General features: G+C 70.1%; 19 protein-coding genes and 1 tRNA gene. 5 read left to right on the top strand and 15 right to left on the bottom strand.

The window, feature by feature from the left end; all coding sequences use genetic code 11:
* Window positions 1–141 precede the first annotated feature (141 nt).
* The 3 genes from ACO1X9_RS07525 to ACO1X9_RS07515 are packed head-to-tail and all read left to right on the top strand — an operon-like array spanning window position 142 to window position 2,801.
* A complete protein-coding gene (locus tag ACO1X9_RS07525; protein ID WP_486350204.1) occupies window positions 142–777 on the top strand; it encodes a 3-oxoacid CoA-transferase subunit B in 636 nt (211 codons plus the stop codon).
* A 52-nt stretch (window positions 778–829) separates the two neighbouring features.
* Window positions 830–1,999 (top strand): thiolase family protein, encoded by a 1,170-nt coding sequence (locus ACO1X9_RS07520; protein ID WP_486350203.1) that lies wholly within the window; start codon window positions 830–832, stop codon window positions 1,997–1,999.
* Window positions 2,000–2,024: 25 nt separating this feature from the next.
* Entirely contained in the window at window positions 2,025–2,801 is a 777-nt protein-coding gene (locus ACO1X9_RS07515; RefSeq protein WP_486350202.1) for an IclR family transcriptional regulator domain-containing protein, read from the top strand.
* Window positions 2,802–2,984: 183 nt separating this feature from the next.
* Here ACO1X9_RS07515 and ACO1X9_RS07510 read toward each other — a convergent pair whose 3' ends face one another.
* The 5 genes from ACO1X9_RS07510 to ACO1X9_RS07490 form a co-directional block, all read right to left on the bottom strand.
* Window positions 2,985–4,103, bottom strand: a complete 1,119-nt coding sequence (locus ACO1X9_RS07510) for a Gfo/Idh/MocA family protein (protein WP_486350201.1) — start codon at window positions 4,101–4,103, stop codon at window positions 2,985–2,987.
* Entirely contained in the window at window positions 4,073–4,792 is a 720-nt protein-coding gene (locus ACO1X9_RS07505) for a ThuA domain-containing protein (protein ID WP_486350200.1), read from the bottom strand. The genes ACO1X9_RS07510 and ACO1X9_RS07505 overlap by 31 nt, the downstream gene beginning before the upstream one ends.
* Window positions 4,789–5,376 carry an isochorismatase family protein gene (locus tag ACO1X9_RS07500; RefSeq protein WP_486350199.1) on the bottom strand — a complete coding sequence of 196 codons (588 nt, stop codon included), beginning with the start codon at window positions 5,374–5,376 and terminating at the stop codon, window positions 4,789–4,791. The genes ACO1X9_RS07505 and ACO1X9_RS07500 overlap by 4 nt, the downstream gene beginning before the upstream one ends.
* Window positions 5,377–5,401: 25 nt before the next feature.
* Window positions 5,402–6,937 carry a D-alanyl-D-alanine carboxypeptidase/D-alanyl-D-alanine endopeptidase gene (gene dacB / locus ACO1X9_RS07495; RefSeq protein ID WP_486350198.1) on the bottom strand — a complete coding sequence of 512 codons (1,536 nt, stop codon included), beginning with the start codon at window positions 6,935–6,937 and terminating at the stop codon, window positions 5,402–5,404.
* Between the two features lie 132 nt (window positions 6,938–7,069).
* Window positions 7,070–7,909, bottom strand: a complete 840-nt coding sequence (locus tag ACO1X9_RS07490; protein WP_486350197.1) for a hypothetical protein — start codon at window positions 7,907–7,909, stop codon at window positions 7,070–7,072.
* 485 nt (window positions 7,910–8,394) lie between these two features.
* Here ACO1X9_RS07490 and ACO1X9_RS07485 point away from each other — a divergent pair, with 485 nt between their 5' ends.
* Window positions 8,395–10,149 carry an AIPR family protein gene (locus ACO1X9_RS07485; protein WP_486350196.1) on the top strand — a complete coding sequence of 585 codons (1,755 nt, stop codon included), beginning with the start codon at window positions 8,395–8,397 and terminating at the stop codon, window positions 10,147–10,149.
* A 152-nt stretch (window positions 10,150–10,301) separates the two neighbouring features.
* Here ACO1X9_RS07485 and ACO1X9_RS07480 read toward each other — a convergent pair.
* The 10 genes from ACO1X9_RS07480 to ACO1X9_RS07435 all read right to left on the bottom strand — a co-directional run bounded on the left by ACO1X9_RS07480 (window position 10,302) and on the right by ACO1X9_RS07435 (window position 19,554).
* Window positions 10,302–10,377, bottom strand: a tRNA-Thr gene (locus ACO1X9_RS07480).
* Window positions 10,378–10,402: 25 nt separating this feature from the next.
* On the bottom strand, window positions 10,403–11,041 hold the full coding sequence (locus tag ACO1X9_RS07475) for a TetR family transcriptional regulator (protein WP_486350195.1): 639 nt from the start codon (window positions 11,039–11,041) through the stop codon (window positions 10,403–10,405).
* A gap of 109 nt (window positions 11,042–11,150) precedes the next feature.
* Window positions 11,151–12,701 (bottom strand): alpha/beta hydrolase, encoded by a 1,551-nt coding sequence (locus tag ACO1X9_RS07470; protein WP_486350194.1) that lies wholly within the window; start codon window positions 12,699–12,701, stop codon window positions 11,151–11,153.
* 1 nt (window position 12,702) lies between these two features.
* On the bottom strand, window positions 12,703–13,848 hold the full coding sequence (locus ACO1X9_RS07465; protein ID WP_486350193.1) for a DNA polymerase III subunit delta': 1,146 nt from the start codon (window positions 13,846–13,848) through the stop codon (window positions 12,703–12,705).
* Between the two features lie 61 nt (window positions 13,849–13,909).
* Window positions 13,910–16,636: a type I DNA topoisomerase gene (gene topA / locus ACO1X9_RS07460; RefSeq protein WP_486350192.1), complete on the bottom strand. Its 2,727-nt coding sequence runs from the start codon at window positions 16,634–16,636 to the stop codon at window positions 13,910–13,912.
* Window positions 16,637–16,705: 69 nt separating this feature from the next.
* A complete protein-coding gene (locus ACO1X9_RS07455) occupies window positions 16,706–17,062 on the bottom strand; it encodes an Rv3654c family TadE-like protein (protein ID WP_486350191.1) in 357 nt (118 codons plus the stop codon).
* The gene (locus tag ACO1X9_RS07450) at window positions 17,059–17,406 is read right to left on the bottom strand and encodes a TadE family type IV pilus minor pilin (RefSeq protein ID WP_486350190.1); all 348 of its coding nucleotides are present in this window, start codon (window positions 17,404–17,406) and stop codon (window positions 17,059–17,061) included. Before ACO1X9_RS07450 ends, ACO1X9_RS07455 begins: the two co-directional genes overlap by 4 nt.
* Entirely contained in the window at window positions 17,403–17,591 is a 189-nt protein-coding gene (locus tag ACO1X9_RS07445; RefSeq protein WP_486350189.1) for a DUF4244 domain-containing protein, read from the bottom strand. Before ACO1X9_RS07445 ends, ACO1X9_RS07450 begins: the two co-directional genes overlap by 4 nt.
* A gap of 131 nt (window positions 17,592–17,722) precedes the next feature.
* Window positions 17,723–18,595 carry a type II secretion system F family protein gene (locus ACO1X9_RS07440; protein WP_486350188.1) on the bottom strand — a complete coding sequence of 291 codons (873 nt, stop codon included), beginning with the start codon at window positions 18,593–18,595 and terminating at the stop codon, window positions 17,723–17,725.
* A complete protein-coding gene (locus ACO1X9_RS07435) occupies window positions 18,592–19,554 on the bottom strand; it encodes a TadA family conjugal transfer-associated ATPase (protein ID WP_486350187.1) in 963 nt (320 codons plus the stop codon). Before ACO1X9_RS07435 ends, ACO1X9_RS07440 begins: the two co-directional genes overlap by 4 nt.
* Before the next feature lie 564 nt (window positions 19,555–20,118).
* On the opposite strand from ACO1X9_RS07435, the gene ACO1X9_RS07430 reads away from it, so the two are divergent.
* Window positions 20,119–20,906, top strand: a 788-nt coding sequence (locus ACO1X9_RS07430; protein WP_486350186.1) for an AMP-binding protein, incomplete at its 3' end; no start/stop codon positions are given.

Below are 20,906 nucleotides of genomic sequence, written 5' to 3'. Positions count from 1 at the left end.
GGCGATGGCGACGGCCGCATCGACGGTCGTTGCCGAAGTGCGCGAGACCGTCGCCGAGCCGATCCCGTTCGATCGCGTCGGCTGCCCCGGCATTTACATCGACCGCGTCGTCGTCGCCCAGGGAGCCGCATAAGGAGCCGCATGATGAAACCGCTCAATCGCCGGCAGATGGCCTGGCGCGCTGCCCAGGACATCGACAGCGGCCTTGTGGTGAACCTCGGCATGGGCATGCCCGTGCATGTGGCCGACCACCTCAAGCCCGAGCGCGAGGTGACCCTGCACACCGAGAACGGGCTCCTCGGGATGGGACGGGCCGCCCACCAAGACGAGATCGACCCCGACCTCATCAACGCGGGCAAGATCCCGGTGATCGCCGAGCCGGGGCACTCCTACTTCCACCACGCCGACAGCTTCGCGATGATGCGCGGCGGGCATCTGGATGTCTGCGTCCTCGGCGCCTTCCAGGTGTCGACCTCCGGCGATCTCGCCAACTGGCACACCGGGGAGCCCGACGCGATCCCGGCCGTCGGCGGCGCCATGGACCTCGCGATCGGCGCCAAGCAGGTCTGGGTGATGACCGACCTGCTCACCAAGGACGGTGCGAGCAAGCTGGTGGCGGCTTGCTCGTACCCCTTGACCGGCAAGGGATGCGTCTCCCGCGTCTACACCGACCGCGCCGTCATCGACGTGGGGCCGGGGGGCGCCCGTGTGATCGACCTCTTCGACACGACCCTGGAGGAGCTCAACGAGCTCACCGGACTGCGACTGACGCTGTGAGCGTCTCGACACGGCCGCGGGGCGGCCTACTCGACGACCGAGAGGGAGAAGTGTGACCGCCGCGTGGGTGTACGACGCCGTCAGGACGCCGTTCGGGAAGTACGGCAAGTCGCTCGCGGGGATGCGACCCGACGACCTCGCCGCGTCGACCCTGCGCGCGCTGCTCGACCGGCATCCGGATCTCGACCCCGCGCGCATCGATGACGTCATCCTCGGGGATGCCAACCAGGCCGGCGAAGACAACCGCGATGTCGCGCGTATGGCCGTGCTGCTCGCGGGGTTGCCCGTCGGCGTGCCGGGGAGCACCACCAACCGGTTGTGCGGATCGGGGCTGGATGCCGCCATCCAAGCGTCCCGCGCGATCGAGACGGGCGACGCGAGCGTCATGGTCGCCGGCGGCGTCGAGTCGATGAGCCGCGCACCGTTCGTGATGCTCAAGCCCGAGAAGCCCTACCCGACCGGCAACGAGACCCTGCACGGCACGACCCTCGGCTGGCGCATGGTCAACCCGAAGATGCCGAAGGAGTGGACCATCCCGCTCGGGTCGTCCGCCGAGCTGCTGGCCGAGAAGTACTCCGTGACGCGAGACGAGCAGGATGCCTTCGCCGCCCGGTCGCACCAGCGTGCCGCCGCCGCGTGGGATGCCGGCGTGTTCGACGGCGAGATCGTCGCGGTGCCGGGCATCGACCTCGTGCGGGATGAGGCGCTGCGCGCCGACACCACCGCCGCGGTGCTCGCAGGACTCAAGCCCGTGTTCGCCGAGGACGGCTCGGTGACGGCCGGCAACTCGTCGCCGCTCAACGACGGCTCCTCGATGGTGCTCCTCGGTGCCGAGGGGGTCCTGCCGGGTGAGCCGCTCGCGCGCATCGCCGGGCGCGGGGTGGCGGGCAACGAGCCGCAGTTCTTCGGTGTCGCGCCCGTCGAGGCCGCGAACCGGGCCCTCGCGCGCGCGGGTCGCACATGGGCCGAGGTCGACTTCGTCGAGCTCAACGAGGCGTTCGCGTCGCAGACCCTCGCGTGCCTGAAGCTCTGGCCCGAACTCGACCCCGAGAAGCTCAACATCCACGGCGGCGCGATCGCGATCGGGCATCCGCTCGGGGCGTCGGGCGGTCGGCTCATCGCGCGCGCGTCGCACGAGCTGGCCCGCCGGGGTGGCGGCGTCGCCGTCGTCACGATCTGCATCGGCGTCGGCCAGGGTCTCGCGATCGTGCTCGAGCGCTGAAAGCGCTGAGGAAGAGGGAGCGGTAGTGCCCGAACCGGACGGCAGCACCTACGTCCAATCGCTCGCCCGCGGGCTCGCGGTCATCCGCTCCTTCACGGCGGAGACGCCGCGGCAGTCGCTCTCCGACGTGGCGCGCGCGACGGGGATGACCCGCGCATCCGCCCGCCGTTTTCTGCTCACCCTCGAGACCGAGGGTTACGTGCGCACCGACGGCCGCGACTTCTCGCTCACGCCGCGCGTGCTCGAGCTGGGGTTCTCGTATCTGTCGGCGCAGTCGCTGCCCGAGATCGCGCTGCCCCACCTCGAGACGCTCTCGCGTGCGACGGGTGAGTCGTCCTCCGCCTCGGTGCTCGACGGCCGCGACATCGTCTACGTCGCCCGCGTGCCCACCCGGCGCATCATGTCGGTGGGCATCACGATCGGCACGAGGTTCCCGGCGTATCCGACGTCGATGGGGCGGGTTCTGCTTGCTTCGCTCGACGCCTCCGGGCTTGACACCTACTTCGAGGGTTTCGCGGCGGAACCGTTCACCCCGCGGACGGTGGTGGCCGAGGGTGAACTGCGGGCCGAACTCGACCGCGTCGCAGAGCAGGGCTGGTCGCTCGTCGACGGCGAACTCGAGCACGGCCTCCGCGCCCTCGCGGCCCCCGTGCGGCGCGGGTCGGCGGTCGTCGCGGCGATCAACGTGTCGATGCCGTCGACCGATGAGGATGCCGTGGCGCAGGCGCAGCGGCTGCTCCCCGACCTGCTCGCGGCAGCATCCGCCATCTCGGACGACCTCGCCCGCACCCCGGCGCGCTGACGACGCGCCGAGCCTCGCCGACGTCCTCCCAGTTGCAGATTGCTGCCGGAAGACGGAGCAATGTGCAACTAAGTCGTAAAAACCCTCAGCCCCAGAGGCCGCCGAAGAAGACGGTGATCGTGAAGAGGACGGCGATGACGATGGCGCCGATGACGGCGGCGACCATGAGGAGTTGTGCGGCCATCAGGCGTCCTTTCCCGGGGTGGTGGTTCCATTCTGCCCGACCGCCGAGGTGAAGGGGACGATCGGCGGGCGCTCGACGGTGGTCGTGAGGGTGATCGTGCGACCTTCCTCGGCGGAACGCAGCAGGCCCGTCATGATCTCGAGCACATGCAGCCCCATCGCGCCGCTCGCCCGCGGCGTCGAGCCCTCGGCCGTGCCGACGAAGTCGAGCAGACCGACTCCCCGGCCGGCGTCGACGTAGCCGAACGCGGGCGGCTCCGTCTCCCACTCCGAGCCCCGCGACCGCAGTCTCACGTCACCGCCGAAGCCGTTGGGGTCGGGCACCGTGAGCGAGCCCTCGGTGCCGTGGATCTCGATCGGCGCCGCCGTCGTCGCGACGCCGTCGAAGCTCGTCGTGATCGTCGACAGGGCGCCGTTCGCGTGCTCGATGACACCCGTCACGTGGGTGTCGATCTCGACCGGCACCACCTCTCCGGCGCGGGGTCCGCTCGCGATCGTGCGGGTATCGCGCAGGCGGCTCGAGCGGCCGGTGACCGAGACCGCCGGCCCGAGGATCTGCACGAGCGACGAGACGTAGTACGGCCCCATGTCGAGCAGCGGGCCGCCGCCCTCGCGGTAGTAGAAGTCGGGATTGGGATGCCAGGCCTCATGTCCGGGCGTCACCATCGTCGCGGTCGCGAAGACCGGTGTGCCGATCCGGCCCGCGTCGACGACGCCGCGTGCGGTCTGCGTGCCCGTTCCGAGCACCGTGTCGGGAGCGCATCCCACCCCCACCCCCGCGGCGGCGGCCGATGCCATGACCCGCTCGGCGTCGGCGAACGTCGCGGCGAGCGGCTTCTCACCGTAGACCGCCGTGCCTGCGGCGATCGCACGCAGGGCGATGTCGGCGTGGGCCGCCGGGATGGTGAGGTTGAGCACCGTCTGCACCCCGGGATGCGCGACGAGCGCGTCGGCATCGAGCGCCTCCGCGCCCAACGTCGTCGCGACCTCGGACGCGCGAGCGGTGTCGAGATCGGCGACCGCGACGACGTGCAGCGCGTGGTACCGGGCGAGGGTGCTCAGGTACTGGGCGGAGATGCTGCCCAGCCCTACGATCCCGACGCCGTGCGGCTCGCCCACAGTATCCCCCTCTCGACGATGGTCGTCACAGTCGGGTGCTGCAGCACATCGACACTGTGGCCCGGGGTGGCGACGACGATGCGCCCGCGGCCCCACTCGCGCGTCCAGACCGCGGGCGACGTCACGGGGCGGTGCCAGGGATGCCAGGGTCGCGTCGGGTGGGTCGTCGTGGCCAGCACGTCGATGAGGTCGTCGTGCAGCACCCAGTACTGCTCGGTCTCGAGCTCGAAGTCGTCGAGACCCGCGGTGATCGGATGCGTGCGGCCGAGCTCGGTGAACTCGACGCGGTAGCGCAGATAGTTGTCCTCGGCGCCGCCCGGGCGATCCTCGGGGGCGCGCGCCGGGTGGGTGGCGAACGTGCCGCCGATGAGGTGCAGGTAATCCGACGAGTTGCGGAAGGAGTCGGCGATGCCACCGTGCCAGCCGGCGAGACCGGTGCCGTTCGCGACGGCCGCGATCAGCCCGGCGAGTTGCTCGGGGGCGATCTCCGACATCGTGACGCTCTGCACGATGAGGTCGGTGCGCGCCAACTCGGCGGCATCGGCGTAGACCTCGGGGCCCTCCTCGATCCGCACCTCGAAGCCGTTCGCGACGAGGAACGGCACGAAGAGCTCGGTCGCCGCGACGGGGGCGTGCCCGTCCCAGCCGCCCCGCACGACGAGGGCGCGGGGCCGCGCGGCAGCAGTCATTCGGGCGAAGTGTCGGTCGCGAGCAGCTCGGCTCCCGCGGCGACGAGCTCGCCCAGGGCGGCGCGCGACGACTCGGGAGCCACCCCCGCGACGAGGTCGGTGAGCACCGTGACCTCGCGTCCGGCATCCAGCGCGTCGCGCGCGGAGGCGAGCACGCAGTAGTCGGTGGCGATGCCGGCCACGTGGACCTCGTCGACACCCTTCTCGTCGAGGACGTCGATGAGGTCCTCCCCGTCGTCGGTCGTGCCCTCGAAGATCGAGTACGCCGGACGGCCCTGGCCCTTCTTCACGTGCACGTCGACGAGGCTCACGTCGAGGGCAGGGTGATACTCCGCGCCCGGGGTTCCCGCGACGCAGTGCAGGGGCCAGGTCTCGACGAAGTCGGGCGCGCCGACGGCGAAGTGACCGCCGTTGTCGTTGTCGCCGTCGTGCCAGTCGCGGCTCGCGAACACGAGGTCGTAGGTGTCGGGATGCGCGCGGAGGTACTCCGTGATGCCCTCCGCGACCGCGGCTCCGCCGTCGACCCCGAGGGCGCCGCCCTCCGTGAAGTCGTTCTGCACGTCGATGATGAAGAGGGCGCGCATCGCGACACCGTCCTTCCTGAAGTCGTCAGTTGTTGGAGAGGTTGTCGCCGCAGGCCCAGACCGCCGTCGCAAGGGTGTCGAGCGAGGTGCGTGCCGCCCGGTCGATCCCCTCGCCCACGGCGTAGAACGTGAAGGCGAGCACCGTCCCGTCGCTGGCCGTCATCCAGCCGGCGAGAGAGTACGACGTGTCGATCCAGCCGGTCTTGGCGACGACCGCGCCGCGAGCGACCGCGTTGTCGCCGGTGAAGCGACCGGCGAGGGTTCCCGACTGACCGGCGATCGGCATTCCGGCGCTCACGACGTCGAGATTGGGCCCGCCCGAGGTGATGGCGCGGATGAGGGCGTTCATCGTCGACGCGGGTACGGCGTTGAGGTCGCTGAGTCCCGAGCCGTCGCGGATCGTCAGCCCGGCACCCGGGATGCCGAACGTCGAGAGCGCGCTCGGAATCGCCTGCTGCAGCGAGGCGGCCGACCCGTTGAGCGCCGACTCCTTCGAGGTGATGCGCGCGAGCATCTCGGCGAGAGTGTTGTCGCTCACGAGGAGCATGTACCGGATGAGATCGCGCAGCGGGGCCGACTGCACCTCCGCGAGCGGCGACGACGTGTTGACGGCGGAACCGGTCGAGATGGTGACGGAGGGGTCGATCTTTCCTTCGGAGTCGGCCGCGAGGAGGGCGTTGAGGAACGCTTGCCCGGCGCGGCCGACCGGGTCGGTGCTGCGCGGGCTGTCCTGCGCCCCCGGGTTCGCACGGTCGCCATCGACCTGCAGTGCCGTGACCTCGGAGTGGTAGCCGCGGGTCTGCTCCGAGCGATTCCACGACGAGTCCCACTTGTCGGCGGGTGACCAGTAGTTCGCGTCGAGCACGATGCTCGTGATGGGGTCGCCCGTGTAGCTCGCGAGCGTCTGCGTCGCGAGGTCGGCGATGCTCGGCGCCCCCGCATACACGGTGCCGCCCTTCGACGGGTCGTGGAGCGTCGCGTCGCCCCGACCGACGAGCACGATCGACCCCGGCGCAGACCCCGCGTACACCGAGGTGCGGATGCGGTAGTCCGGCCCGAGGACGGCAACGGCCGCCGCGGCGGTGAGGATCTTGAGCGTGCTCGCGGTGCGTGTCGGCGTCTCACCCGCGCGATCGAAGAGCACCTCACCCGTGTCGGCTCGAACGACTTGACCGATGAGGCTCATCAGGATGGGGTCCGCGGCGGGGCCTGCGACGGAGCACGTGCGCAGACGGCTCGCGACGAGCTCACCCGTCGGAACGGGACGGGGGTCCGCGGTGGGGGTGGTGGTCGGTGCCGGTGCCGCCTGGGAGCCGACCGTGACGCCGGCGAAGACCGCACCGGTGCCGAGCAGCACGAAGACGATGGCGAGCGCCCCGGCCAGCCACGCCATCCGGTTCTTCGCGAAAAGGGCACCGAGGCCGCCCTTCGGCGCCTCGCCCTCGGGATCGCCGGGGGCGGTCGGGGAGGCCTTCACGGGCTTCGTCCGTGCGCCGCGACGCGGGGCGGACGCCGCTGCTTCGCGGGCCGCGCGGCGCGACATCGGCTGCTCGTCGGTCACCCGTCGATGATACGGCGCTGCCGCCGGGAGGACCGTCGGTCCGCCACGACGCCGGAGGCCTCACACCCGCCGCATCCGGACCCGTTCCGGATGCGGCGTGCGAGAGACCTCCGACGCCGTGGGGGAAGTCGTCTAGCAGCCGCCCCAGCGCGCTGCCGCGCGGGTGAAGCTGTACGGCTCATTCGGCACGCCGCCGTGGGTCATCGCGAAGTAGATGCACACGCCCCCGACCGGTCCCGTCACCGACGGGCGGTAGAGCGAGTTGCGGTGCGCGGTGGAGTTCCACCACTTCTGGGCGACCGTGGCCCCGGTGTTGCCCGAGCCGCCGGCGAGGTTGCCGTCGCAGCCGTAAGACGGAACGCCGTCACTGCGGACCGATCCCATGTGGCCCCACGCGCTCGCGGGGTCGGTGCTCGGGTCCTCGGCCATCCAGAAGAGGCGATCCTCCATGCAGGAGTCGTAGCGGAAGTTCGACATCGGCACGGGGTGCAGGCAGTTGGCGACGCGGATCGAGTTGTAGTTGGCCGCGAACGAGGCCAGGTCGTCGCTCGTGGTGCCCTGCACACCGCCCCCGGAGACACGACCGGGAGCTCCACCGACCCCGCCGCCGACGTTTCCGGGGCAGGAGAGGCCCTGCGCCTCGAGCGCGGCACGGCGCTCCTGGGTGCCGCTGGCGCGGCCGGCCGCCGAGACGGGCGGGAGCGGCTTCGGCACGGGCTTCTGCGCGAGGTGCTCGGTGTCGACGTTGAGAGCGGCCTCAGCGGCAGCCTCGACGTCGATCGACGTCACGGCCGCGGCGAGCGCGGGTCCGGACGTGTCGGTGAAGAGAGCGGCGGCGACAGCGGGGCTGCTCGCCGACGAAGCGGACGCGTTGGCGGGCGTGAGGAAGGACGGCCCACCGCCGCCGACGAACGGCAGCACGAGCACCATCACCGTCGTGAAGACGGCCCCCAGGAAAATCGTTCGCTTCATGATTCGGGCCCCCCGACCCCATCCGTTCCCCCCGGAACGGATCACCGATCCCCCCGGACCGGCGGGCGCATCATGCGCCGTAGTGGGGAAGTTACGCCCCCAATTCGGCCGTGACAAGGCCTAAAGTCCCGAAAACGCAAGGTCTCCCCGCGAACTGGGGGCACCCGGACTGCTTACGGATGGATTCCGGGTGGCTGAGAGCCGTCTGGACGTCTGTCTGGAGCCACCTGTGGTAAACGTCTGGAGCCACCTGTGGGAATCGAACCCACGACCTATTCATTACGAGCGAGGGCGACGACCGTTCTCGCGGCCCGAGGCATTGGCGGTACTGCGAGTCTATTGGGGTCTGACCAGGCGGTTTCGGCCGAGGGGCGGCTTGGGTGTGCAGCACCATGGAGTGCGTTGGAGTAGCACTTTGTCCCATATCTGTCCCACGCCCGTGCCGATCCGCCATACTGTGCGCACCCAACCCGAGGGGGCGCCCAATGTCGAACTACCTCACTATCGTGAACGCGGAAATGGAAGCGCGGATCGCGGAGCTCGCGACACCGACGGCTCGGAGCAAGGTGTTCGACATCCTTGCGAGCGAGGCCGCCTTGAAGCACCTCGACTTAACTCCCGATGAGATCGAAGCGGGCCTCACCGACAAGGGCGGCGACGGGGGCATCGACTCCGCGTACGTATTCCTCAATCAAGAACTCGTAACCGACGAGCACGAGGTCCTAAGCGCCGGCTTTGTCCCAGGCGCCGCCTATCGCGGGGCCTCGCTTTCTCTCTGGATCGTGCAGGCCAAGGAGGAGAAGAGCTTCAAGTCGGGCACGTTCGTGACGGTGACCGACGGGCTACGCGATCTGCTCGATCTGCAAAAGACGCGGGCTCAACTCGAGGCCGACGGCTACTCGTCCACGATTCTTGATCGCATCTTTGAGTTCCGCGACGCCCTGGTCGCGCTGCGGCGAGTACACCCAGAAGCGAGTGTGAACTTCGCTTACGTCTCGATCGGCGAGACATCCGGCGTGGCGGCTGCGGTCAATGCGAAGTCTCGAGCTCTCGAAAGACTGATCAAAGACGAGCTCTCGATCGGGACGCCAACCGTTCGGCTGCTTGGCGCAGAAGAGATTTGGGACACGCTCAAGGAGACCCCGAACTACGGATCAGAACTCCGCGTGACCGAGTCGTTCGCGCACGAGACTCCCGACGGCGAACGAAGCTACGTGTGCCTCGTCACGCTGAAGGACTATCTGGCCTTCATCACTGACGAATCCGACGGCTCGTACCGCGACTACTTGTTTGAGGGGAACGTCCGCCACCACGAGGGAGCGAACGCGAGCGTCAACAAGGAGATCAGCGACGGGCTAGCGGATGCGAGCGCGCCTGAGTTTTGGTGGTTGAACAACGGCGTAACCGTCATCTGCTCAAATGCGTCGTCGCAAGGCAAGACCTTTGCGCTTGACGACGTTCAGATCGTGAACGGGCTGCAGACGTCCAGGACGATCTACGACTCGCTCAGCGAAGCTGACGCTAAGAATCCGGCACTTGCCCGTCATGTCTTGGTCCGGATCATCGAGTCGAACGACCCGCCAACCGTCAATAAGGTCATTCGCGCGACCAACCGCCAGACGCCGGTCAAGGAAGAGAGCCTGAGGGCCACGGACGAAGTCCAACTTCTGATCGACCGTCACATGCTGACGGAGGGGCTCTTCTATGACCGTCGCCGTAACTACTACCGGAACGTGGGAAAGCCGCGCGCGAAGATCGTAGGGGTGAAAGCGCTCACGCAGGCGATGCTCGCGATCGTCTTGGGCAAGCCGGACGATGCCCGCGCGCGCCCCGGTGACTACCTGAGTGACGACACTCAGTACGGCACCGTGTTCGCCACTCACGCGAAGGTCGAGGTCTACCCCTGGGCGATTCGAGCTCAGCGCCTTGTGGACGGGTTCTTGTCAGCGACACCAGGAATGACGACCAGCGAGAAGAACGACTCTCGATTCCTGGTCGCGGCGGACATCGTTCGACGCCGCCTCGGATACTCGCCATCAGCGGCGGAACACGTGCTCGGCCTCGGAGACGTGGCCCACGTCGTCACTGCAGCAGAAGTCGCTGCTTCACTCGGCGATCTCAGAAAGGCGTTCACACGGGAGATGCGAAAGACCGCTTCCGCGCGAGATCGCCTCGCGAAGGGAAAGCTCTTTGCTGGGCAGTTCCTGGGCCGATCGAAGCCGACATCTCCCAGCCCCTGACCGAACTTGCCTCGACTTATTTACTTGCAGTGAACCCGGCCAAGAGCATCTCTATCGGAGCCTGTTGGAGTCGCCTCTGTCCCACGGCTGTCCCACGCCGAACCGATCGGCGCCCGGAAACCAGAGAAACCCCCGGTAGACCAGGGGTTTTCTGGAGCCACCTGTGGGAATCGAACCCACGACCTATTCATTACGAGTGAATCGCTCTGCCAGCTGAGCTAAGGCGGCCTGGCCACGAGGGCCGGGAAGCAGTTTAGCCGACGTGGGCCGGGTGCGACGACCTGACCAGTTCGATTCCCAGGGCGAACGCGTGATCGACCAACTCGGGCAGCCCGGCGGAGTCCTCGGGGTGCTCGAGCCAGGCGAACCAGGCGTGCCGGATGAAGGCGAAGGCGGTGAGCGCGACGAGTCGTCCCCGCGCGGCGACGTCGGCGTCCGCCAGCTCCGGATGCTCGGCGCGCAGCCGTCGTTCGGCGATCTCGGTGAGCTCCTGCTCGAAGCGGTGCACCGTCGCCATCCGCCGCACGCCGAGCTCGGGGTGCAACTTCGTGATCGCGCGCCGCTCCATGAGCAGCTCGGGGTCGCTCAGCAGCCGCGTGGAGCTGTCGACGATGACGCGCCCGAGGCCGCGCAGGATCGGTCCGCGGTCGGCAATGAACCACTCCACCTCGGGGTTTCCGTCGAGCGTGGGCACGTCGCCGAGGATCGCATCCTCTTTCGTCGGGAAGTAGTTGAAGAAGGTGCGCGGCGAGACGTCGGCGATGCGGGCGATCTCGTCGACGGTCGCACCGTCGAGTCCGCGCTCGCGCACCACGCTCAGGGCCGCGCGCTGGATGGCAAGCCGCGTCGCGAGTCGCTTGCGCTCGCGGAGGCCGAGCTCGGGGGAGGTCACCCGGTCAGTTTATTGCACAGGCTGCAAACTTGCACACCGGTCTCGACACGCGCCTGCGCGCTACTCGACCACCGAGGGAGGAGGGGCGGCGCCGCTCGACCACCGAAGGTCAGCACATCGGATCGGTGGGAGGAACCGTACCGTCGATGAAGTACGCATCGACGACAGCGAGAACGCACGGGTCACCCGCCGTGTAGGCCGTGTGACCTTCGCCCTCGTACGTGACGAGGTGCCCGTTCGCGAGCTGGTCGGCGAGCTGCACCGCCCAGATGTACGGGGTCGCCGGGTCGTTCGTTGTGCCGACCACGAGGATGTCGGCCGAACCCTCGGCGGCGATCGCGACGCGCTCACGGGTCGCCGGGAACGGCCACGACTTGCAGAGCGAGCCGCCGTACGACATCACCGGGCCGAAGATCGGCGCCGCCTCCGCGAGCAGCACGGCCTCGGCCCTCATCGCGTCGTTCGACGTCTCGCTCACGTAGTCGAGGCAGTTGATCGAGATGAACGCCTCGGTCGAGTTGTCGAGATACGTACCGTCGGAGTTGCGCCCGTTGTAGGCGTCGGCGAGGAAGAACGCCGTCGCCGTCTCACCTGCCGACACCTCGGTGAACAGGTCGTCGAGGAAGGGCCAGTTGTCCTGGCTGTAGAGCGGCAGGATGATCGCCGTGAACATCGTGCCCTGCCAGAGCAGCCGCCCGTCCGCACCCGGAAGCGGCGCGGTCTGCAGCCGGGTGAGCAGCGCGCCGGTCTCGACCATCGCCTCGTCGACCGTCGAGCCCGCGAACGGGCACTCGTCGCGCGTGACGCAGTCGGCGAGGTAGGCGCGGAAGGCGCTCTCGAATCCCACCGCCTGCGTCTTGGTCACGTCGAAGTCGCTCGTCGCCGGGTCGAGCGCGCCGTCGAGCACGAGGCGACCCGTCTTCTGCGGGTAGAGGTCGGCGTAGGTGGCACCGAGGAACGTTCCGTAGGAGTAGCCGAGGAAGTTGAGCTTCTCGTCGCCGAGAACGGCGCGCAGCAGATCCATGTCGCGCGCGGCGCTGATCGTGTCGACGAACTGCAGCAGCGGTCCGGTGTGCTCGAGGCAACTCGCCGCGAACTCGGCGGCCGACCGCTCGTTCTCGGCGATCCAGCTGTCGGAGCCGGGCTCCCCCACGTCGGTGATGGTGCCGTCGCCGTAGTTGAACTCGTCGAGGAACGCGGGGTCGTCGTAGCAGGAGACCGCCGACGACCGGCCGACGCCGCGAGGGTCGAACCCGACGATGTCGTAGCGCTCCTGGAGGTCGTCGCTCGTGCCGTAGTCGACGCTGTCGAGCACGAAGTCGTACCCGGAGCCGCCGGGGCCGCCGGGATTGATCAGCAGCGAACCGAGCTTCGCGCCCGTCGCGGGTTGGCGCACGAGCGCGAGCTCGATCTCGGCATCCTGCGGATTCGCCCAGTCCATCGGCGCACGAGCCGTCGTGCACTGCATCCCGTTGCCGCACGGCGTCCAGCGCAGAACCTGGTCGTAGTACTCCTGCAGGTCGGCGTCGACCCGCTCCCCCGTCGGCGTCGACGTCGAGCCACCCGTCGACGGCGGGGCGAACCACTGCAGACAGCTGGTCAGCATCGTGGTCACGACGATCGCGACGAGGAGCAGCGCCGCCGAGCGGGTGCGCGTCATATCAGGCCTTTCCAGAGGGTGCGGGCGCCGCACGGACCGCGGTCACGAGCATCGCCTCGAGCGCGAGGGCCGGGGCGACGTTGCCTTCGATGCGCGTTCGCGCGGTGGTGATCGCGTCGAGGGTCGTGAGGGTGTCGGTCGGCGTGCACGCGCGCGCGGCGACCTCGAGCTCGGAGTAGATGGCCAGGTTGACCGGATCGATGCCGGCGTCGAGCTGCAGCATGAGCACGTCGCGGTAGAGCGACAGCAGGTCGACGAGGATGCGGTCGAGCCCGTCGCGCAGCGAGCGGGTCGACCGACGCTTCTGGTCTTCTTCGAGCGACTTGAGCTGCGCGCGCAGCGCCGGCGGCACCGTCGCCCCGGGCTCGATGCCGAGCGAGCGGAGCGCGCTCGCGCGCTCTTCGGCGTCGCGCTCCTCGGTGATCGCCTTCGCGTCGGCGGTCGCCACCTCGAGCAGTTCGGCGGCCGCGAGCACGGCACCGGACACGCTGCGGATGCCGAGCGCGAGTTGGAGGGTGCGGGCCCGCCGCGCCCGCGCCTCGGCGTTCGTCGCGAGGCGATGCGCCATCCCGACGTGGCTCTGCGCCTCACGTGCCGCGCGCGCCGCCTCGGGCAGGCTCACACCGTCGCGGCGGGAGATGAGTTCGGCGACCTCGTCGACACCCGGCACGCGCAGCCGCACGGTGCGCACGCGACTACGCACCGTCGGCAGCAGGTCGGCGTCGCTCGGGGCGCAGAGGATCCAGATCGTGCGCGGCGGCGGCTCCTCGAGCGCTTTGAGCAGCACGTTGCTCGACAGCTCGGCCATGCGGTCGGCGTCTTCGATGACCATCACGCGATAGCGACCGACCGACGGCGAGAACTGGCTCGACGCGACGATGTCTTTGACCGCCTTGCGCAGGATGGTGACCCCCTCGGTGGTGAGCACGCCGAGGTCGGGATGCGTGCGGGCCGCGACCTGCGCCTCGGTCTCGGCCTCGTCGCCCGGGCGCGCGATGAGGGCAGCCGCGAAGGCGTAGGCGATGACGGAGCGACCGGAGCCGGGCGGGCCGGTGATCAGCCACGAGTGGGTGAGGCCGTCGCCGGCCGCCGCCGCGCGGAGCGTCGCCACGGCTTCGGCCTGCCCGGTCAGGTCGTCCCAGCTCACCTGCTCACCGTATCCCGGACCACCGGTCTCGACACGCGCTGCGCGCTACTCGACCGCCGAGCTACTTCTTCTTCGCGGGGGCGGTGCGACGGGCGGGCGCCTTCTTCTTGACGACCGGACCCTTCGCACGCTTGTCGGCGAGCATCTGCACGGCCCGTTCGAAGTCGATCGACTCGATGTCCTCACCCCGCGGGATGGTGACGTTCGTGATGCTGTCGGTGACGTAGGCGCCGAAGCGGCCGTCACGGATGCGGATCGGCTTGCCCGACTCGGGGTCGGCGTCGAACTCCTTGAGCGCGCTCGAGGTGCGGGCGGCGCCGTACTTCGGCTGCGCGAGGATCTCGAGTGCCTTCTCGAGGGTGAGATCGAAGATCAGGTCTTCCGACTCGAGCGAACGCGAGTCGGTGCCCTTCTTCAGGTACGGGCCGTAGCGGCCGTTCTGCGTCGTGATGTCGACGCCGGTCTCCGGGTCTTGCCCGACGACGCGCGGCAGGCTCAGCAGCTTGAGCGCCGTCTCGAGGTCGACCGTCTGCGGATCCATCGTCTTGAAGAGGGATGCCGTGCGCGGCTTCACCGCGGCCGGCTTCTTGGCCGGCTTCTTCTTGGGTGTCGTCACTTCGCCGGTCTTCGGGTCGACCGCAGGCTCCGGCTCGGGCGTGGGCTCCGGCTCGGGCTCGAGTTCGGTGACGTAGGGGCCGTAGCGGCCGTCCTTCGCCGCGATCTGCTTGCCGTTCTCCGGGTTCACCCCGAGGATCCGGTCGCCGACGACCGGCGCGTCGATGAGCTCGCGCGCCTTCGCGGTCGTGAGCTCGTCGGGCGCGAGATCCTGCGGCACGTTGACGCGACGAGGGGTGCCGTCGGTCGAGTCGGGATCGGGGGTCTCGAGGTAGGGGCCGTACTTGCCGATGCGCAGCGTGATGCCGTCGGCGAGCTGCACCGAGTTGATGTCGCGCGCGTCGATCTCGCCGAGGTTGTCGACGACGGTGCGCAGGCCCCGGTGGGTGTCGTTGCCGAAGTAGAAGCCCGTCAGCCAGCCGACGCGGTCTTCCTCGCCGCCCGCGATGCGGTCGAGGTCTTCCTCCATCTCGGCGGTGAAGTCGTACTCGACGAGGTCGGCGAAGTGGTCTTCGAGCAGCCGGATGACGCTGAATGCGATCCAGTTCGGCACGAGCGCCTGGCCGCGTGGGGTGACGTAGCCGCGGTCGATGATCGTCGAGATGATCGACGCGAACGTCGACGGGCGCCCGATGCCCAGTTCTTCGAGCGTCTTCACGAGGCTCGCCTCGGTGTAGCGCGGAGGCGGGCTCGTCTCATGGCCCTTCGCCTCGAGGCTCTGGAGCGGCAGCTCCTGCCCGACGGTGAGGTTCGGCAGTCGCTTCTCCTCGTCGGCGTCCTTCGACTCCGGGTCGCGTGCCTCGTCTTTGCCCTCCTCGTAGGCGGCGAGGAAGCCGCGGAAGGTGATGACGGTGCCGGACGCCGTGAACTCGGCCGTGCCGGCATCCGCGGTGGCGCCGGCGATCGTGACCGACGCCGTCGAGCCGCGAGCATCCGCCATCTGCGACGCGACGGTGCGCTTCCAGATGAGGTCGTACAGCTTGAAGTCGTTGCCGCGCAGCACCGTGCTCAGCTCGGACGGGGTCTTGAAGACATCCCCGGCCGGCCGGATGGCCTCGTGGGCCTCCTGCGCGTTCTTGCTCTTGCCCTGATACACACGGGGCTTCTCGGGCACGGTGTCGGCGCCGTAGAGCTGCGCCGCCTGCGTGCGTGCCGCGTCGATCGCCTGCTGCGACAGGTTCGGCGAGTCGGTGCGCATGTAGGTGATGTGGCCGTTCTCGTACAGCCCCTGCGCGACCGACATCGTCTGGCGGGCTGAGAAGCGCAGCTTGCGCGCGGCCTCCTGCTGGAGCGTCGACGTCGTGAACGGCGCCGCGGGACGACGCGTGTACGGCTTGGTCTCGAGGTTGGTGACGGTGAAGCGCGCGGTGTCGGCGCGGAGGGCCGACGCGAGCTTCTCGGCGGCGGCCTCGTCGAGCGCGACCGCGTCACTCGTGAGCTGCCCGCGGTCGTCGAAGTCGCGGCCGGACGCGACGCGCTTGCCGTCGAGCCGGGCGAGCTTCGCGTCGAACGTCTGGGTCTTCTCGCCGAGTTCGGCGGCGAGGTCCCAGTAGACGGCGGAGACGAAGGCGAGGCGCTCGCGCTCGCGGTCGACGACGAGGCGGGTCGCGGCGGACTGCACGCGGCCGGCCGAGAGACCGGGTCCGACCTTGCGCCAGAGCACCGGGCTGACCTCGAAGCCGTAGAGCCGGTCGAGGATGCGGCGGGTCTCCTGCGCGTCGACGAGCGCGGTGTCGATGTCGCGGGTGTTCTCCTGCGCCCGCTGGATCGCCTCCTGGGTGATCTCGTGGAACACCATGCGCTTCACGGGGACCTTGGGCTTGAGCTCCTCGAGGAGGTGCCACGCGATGGCCTCGCCCTCGCGGTCTTCATCAGTGGCGAGGTAGAGCTCGTCGGCACCCTTGAGCGCCTTCTTGAGATCGGCGACGGTCTTCTTCTTCGCGTCGCTCACCACGTAATAAGGAGTGAAGTCGTTCTCGACGTCGATCGAGAACTTGCCGAGCGAGCCCTTCTTGAGCTCCGGCGGGAGGTTCTTCGGCTCGATGAGGTCGCGGATGTGGCCGACGGAGGCGAGCACCTCATAGCCGTCGCCGAGGTACTGCCGGATCGTGTTCGCCTTGGTGGGCGACTCGACGATGACCAGCTTGCGGCCGGCTGACTTCGACTCGGGCACTTCTCTCCTCTTTTCCGTGGCACACCATACACACACGGCGACGGCGCGGGCTGGCAGTCCCCGTCGCCGTCAGCGTGGCGGACCGGCCCGTGCCCGGATGCTCACCCCGACCCCGATGATCGTCGCACGCGCCTCGACCGTCGCGATGACCCCGTCGACCTCGCAGCTCACGAGGGTCGCATCGTGCGCCGCGACGACCTCGGCGGCGACGGCGCCCGGGATGCCCGGATGGATGCCGAGCGCCGTGTCGGCGGCCGCGAGGGCTCCGGCGTCCGCGGCGGCGACGACCCGCTGACGGGCGGCGAGCGCCGCCCCTATCCCGACCGCGGCGAGCGCGACGACGGTGAGGACAGCGAGCAGGGCGAGCGCGAGCACGCCACCCGACCCGCGCTCGCCGCCGAAGGCCAGCCGCGGTCGTCGACTCACCCGCCGTCGTCGAGCGCGCACGCGCCGGCCCCCGCCCTCAGCCCGAGCGCGGCGACCGGCCCCGCCGGCGCGACCTCCACCCGCACGCAGCGCAGCTCACCGTCGATCCACGTGCTCAGCGTCGCGCCGGGAACCTGCGCCGCGAGTCGGGACCGCACGACCCCCGCGCCATCTCCGCGGCCGAGCGCCCGCGCGGCGTCGGCGGCGGCATCCTGCACCCGCACCTGCAGCGCGGCGACCTGCACGCCTCCGAGGAGGAGAGCGAGCACCCCGAGCACCGCCGGGAACGCCACCGCGAGCTCTGCCGTCGCGCTCCCCCGCTCGCCGCGGAGCATGCGCGTCATCCCGCCGAGTTGAGCGCGCGCTGCACGAGGTCGGTCAGGATCGCCTGCACCTCGCCCGAGCGGAGGATCACGACGAGCAGTCCGGCGAACCCGACCGCCGCCATGATGACGATCGCGTACTCCGCCGTCGCGGCTCCTGTCTGGTCTCGGAACCGCTCGGCCATCCATCGCGTCGTCCGTCGCATCGCGTACCTCTTTATCTCCGCTGTCGCGGGTTCGGGGCACGGGCAGGTCCAGTCTTGGCCAGTCGTCTCGCCGGCGATCTCGGGAGACCGGCACTCGAGGAGGCGAGAGTGCGGGGCGGCCTGTGCAGGGGTCAGAACGACGCGAGGGTCGAGCCGATCATCGCGAGCAGGAGCGGCGCGACACCGAGAGCGACGAACGCGGGCAGCACGCAGAGCCCCAGCGGAAGCAGAAGTCGCGTGCCGAGTGCTGCGATGCGCATCCGGGCCTCCGCCTGAGCGGTGCGACGCGTGTCGCGAGCCTCGGCGCGCAGGAGCGCCGCGACGGGCACCCCGGCGCGCTGCGCGAACTCGATCACCGCGGACGCGGAGTCGTCGGGTGGCAGTCCGGCCTCGGCGAGCGCGGCGGACACGCGCTCCGCGGCGACCGCGGCCGAGCCCCCGCCGGCCACGGCGACCGCGGCGAGCTCCGCTCCGAGGCCCGGTGTCGGGTCGTACTCGAGCGCCCGCGCGACGAGCCGCCGCATCCACCGCCGCGCCACGAGCAGGAGTGATCCGCCCGCGACGAGGCAGAACCACCCCGGCGGTGTCGTGGCGAGCACGCCGAGGGTGTCGACGCCGAGCAGCATCCCGCCGCACAGCCCGATCGCCGGCAGCGCGAGCACGACGCGGCTCGTCGCCCGCGGACCGGCGAGCGCGATGGCGACCTCACGGCGGCCGTCCTCGGCCGCGACGAGCACCTCGCCCAGGCGTTCGAGGCTCGCCGCGAGCGGTGCGCCCGAGTCGGCCGCGACGCGCCAGGCCGCGGCGACGCACGCCCAGTCGAGGGGATGCTCCCCGGCGCGCGTGGCCTCGAGGATGCCGGCGGGCAGCCGCTCGGCGCCGTCGACTTCCGCCACGCGGGCGGCGACGGGCGACGACGCGGCGAGGTGCCTCCACGCGGCGAGCGGCGGCAGGCCCGCCTCGAGCAGCACCGCGAGCCGGAGCGCGGCGGCGGCCGGCGTCACGACCGCACCTCGAGCCGACCTCGGCGATCGACGGCGAGGGTGCCGACCGCGGCGAGCCGCCGCCCTGCCGCGCCGCGTTCGAGGTGGAGCACCGCGTCGAACGCGCTCACCGCCTGACGCGCCACCGCATCCGGGGTCATCCCGGCGAGCGCGCCGAGGGCCTCGAGCCGGGCGGGCACGTCGGCGAGCGAGTTGGCGTGCAGCGTGCCCGCGCCGCCGTCGTGGCCGGTGTTGAGCGCGGCGAGCAACTCGCGCAGCTCGGCGCCGCGGCACTCTCCGACGACGAGCCGGTCGGGCCGCATGCGCAGGGCCTCGCGGACGAGACGGTCGAGCCCGATGCCACCCGCGCCCTCGAGGTTCGCCTGCCGCGCCTCGAGGGCGACGACGTGGGGATGCGCGATGCGCAGTTCCGCGACGTCTTCGAGCACGACGATCCGCTCGTGCGCCGGTGCGGCGGCGAGCAGAGCCGCGAGGAACGTCGTCTTGCCGCTGCCTCCCGCGCCCGTCACGACGACGTTGGCGCGGCGGGCGACCAGGTGCCGGACGTCGTCGAGTGCGAGGGCGGCGAAGAACCCGCCGTCGTCGAGGTCGTCGAGCGAGGGACGCTCGGGTGCCGGCAGGCGGATCGAGAGCAGCGCACCTCCGGTCGACACCGGGGGCAGGACGGCATGCACCCGCACGCCGTCTCCCAGCCGCACGTCGACGCACGGTGAGGCTTCGTCGACGTGACGACCACCGAGCGCGATGAGCCGGACGGCGAGTCCGCGAGCGATCGTCGCGCTCAGCCGGAGCCCCTCCACGGCGGCGGCACCCGTACCCCGGTCCGCCCGCACGGAGCCGTCTCCGTTGACGAAGACATCCGTCACGGATGCGTCGCCGACGAGCGTGGCGAGCGGCCCGAACTCGGCCGCGGGGATGCCGCGTGACACGCCGGCGCCGCGCGCGACGAAGGCTTCCATGGTCTGACCCTCGCGCGGGGGTGGGCGGCGACGGAGCCGACGGGCCCACAGGTGGAGAGAGGGTTGAAACGTCCCACTCGGGAGGAGTCGGGCTTGTACCCCGACCGTGAGTAAACCTCAGCGCCGTATCGCGCGGCGGCGGACGTACTGCAGCGCACGGCGGCGACACGTCCCGAGCAGCCCGGACTCCTGGAAATCCCACGAGAAACGGGGCATTAAACGAGAGGGGCGGCGCCCGTTGGGGGGAACAGGCGCCGCCACAGCGACGCTCGATTGGGGGGAATCGCGGACGTCGCAAGCCGAGATTGCGCTCGGATGGTCACGAGTGTACTCCAAAGGGAGGACAACGCAATGGGGAGTTCGGGGGGCAAAATCCGGGTACGCGCAAGACCCAGCCCACCCCCTTTCCGGGGTACGTTCCCACATCGCGACCACACGCCGTCACCGGGCGAAACGTGGCCCGAAGCCCTCGCGGCTCCGGTTAGGATCGAGCAGGAAACCCCACCTCGGGGACCCCCGGCATCGCCGCCCGGCCGGTCCACTCAGACGAGGAAGAAGTCCGTTGTGAACTCGATCGACAACCTGCTCCACGAAGAGCGCCGGTTCCCGCCGAGCCCCGCCTTCTCGGCGGCCGCGATCGCGCAGCCCGCACTCTACGACCGGGCGACTGCCGACCGGATCGCCTTCTGGGGTGACGAGTCCCGCGAGCGCCTCCACTGGCACGAACCGTTCAGCACCGTGCTCGACTGGTCGGACGCGCCCGTCGCGAAGTGGTTCGCCGACGGCAAACTCAACGTCGCCTACAACTGCCTCGACCGCCACGTGCTCGCGGGCCACGGCGACCGGGTCGCCTACCACTGGGAGGGCGAGCCCGGGGATGTCCGCACCCTCACCTACGCGGACCTCACGACCGAGGTGAAGAAGGCCGCGAACGCCCTCGCCGCCCTCGGCGTCGGCCACGGCGACCGCGTCGCGATCTACCTCCCCAACATCCCCGAAGCGGTCATCGCGATGCTCGCGGTCGTGCGGCTCGGGGCCATCCACTCGGTCGTCTTCGGCGGCTTCAGCTCCGAGTCGTTGCGCGCCCGCATCGACGACGCCCAGGCGAAGCTCGTCATCACCGCGGACGGCGGGTACCGCAAAGGCAAGGCGTTCCCGCTGAAGCCGACGGTGGATGCCGCGGTCGACGGCGCCGAGAGCGTCGAGCACGTGCTCGTCGTGAAGCGCACCGGTGGCGACGTCGAGTGGAACGAGCGCGACGTGTGGTGGCACGAGACGGTGGATGCCGCGAGCCCGGAGCATGAGGCGGAGGCGTTCGACGCCGAGAACCCGCTCTTCATCCTCTACACCTC

Source organism: Pseudolysinimonas sp., from assembly GCF_057350545.1.
Note: the sequence above shows the minus strand (reverse complement) of the source record. Positions and strands in the feature narration are given on the sequence as shown.

Coding starts and splice junctions, on each gene's coding strand:
- ACO1X9_RS07445 (WP_486350189.1), bottom strand. CDS start 17,591: ATGCGACGGACGACGCGATGGATGGCCGAGCGGTTCCGAGACCAGACA.
- ACO1X9_RS07485 (WP_486350196.1), top strand. CDS start 8,395: ATGTCGAACTACCTCACTATCGTGAACGCGGAAATGGAAGCGCGGATC.
- ACO1X9_RS07470 (WP_486350194.1), bottom strand. CDS start 12,701: ATGACGCGCACCCGCTCGGCGGCGCTGCTCCTCGTCGCGATCGTCGTG.
- ACO1X9_RS07500 (WP_486350199.1), bottom strand. CDS start 5,376: ATGCGCGCCCTCTTCATCATCGACGTGCAGAACGACTTCACGGAGGGC.
- ACO1X9_RS07525 (WP_486350204.1), top strand. CDS start 142: ATGATGAAACCGCTCAATCGCCGGCAGATGGCCTGGCGCGCTGCCCAG.
- ACO1X9_RS07450 (WP_486350190.1), bottom strand. CDS start 17,406: ATGACGCGCATGCTCCGCGGCGAGCGGGGGAGCGCGACGGCAGAGCTC.
- ACO1X9_RS07505 (WP_486350200.1), bottom strand. CDS start 4,792: ATGACTGCTGCCGCGCGGCCCCGCGCCCTCGTCGTGCGGGGCGGCTGG.
- ACO1X9_RS07490 (WP_486350197.1), bottom strand. CDS start 7,909: ATGAAGCGAACGATTTTCCTGGGGGCCGTCTTCACGACGGTGATGGTG.
- ACO1X9_RS07435 (WP_486350187.1), bottom strand. CDS start 19,554: ATGGAAGCCTTCGTCGCGCGCGGCGCCGGCGTGTCACGCGGCATCCCC.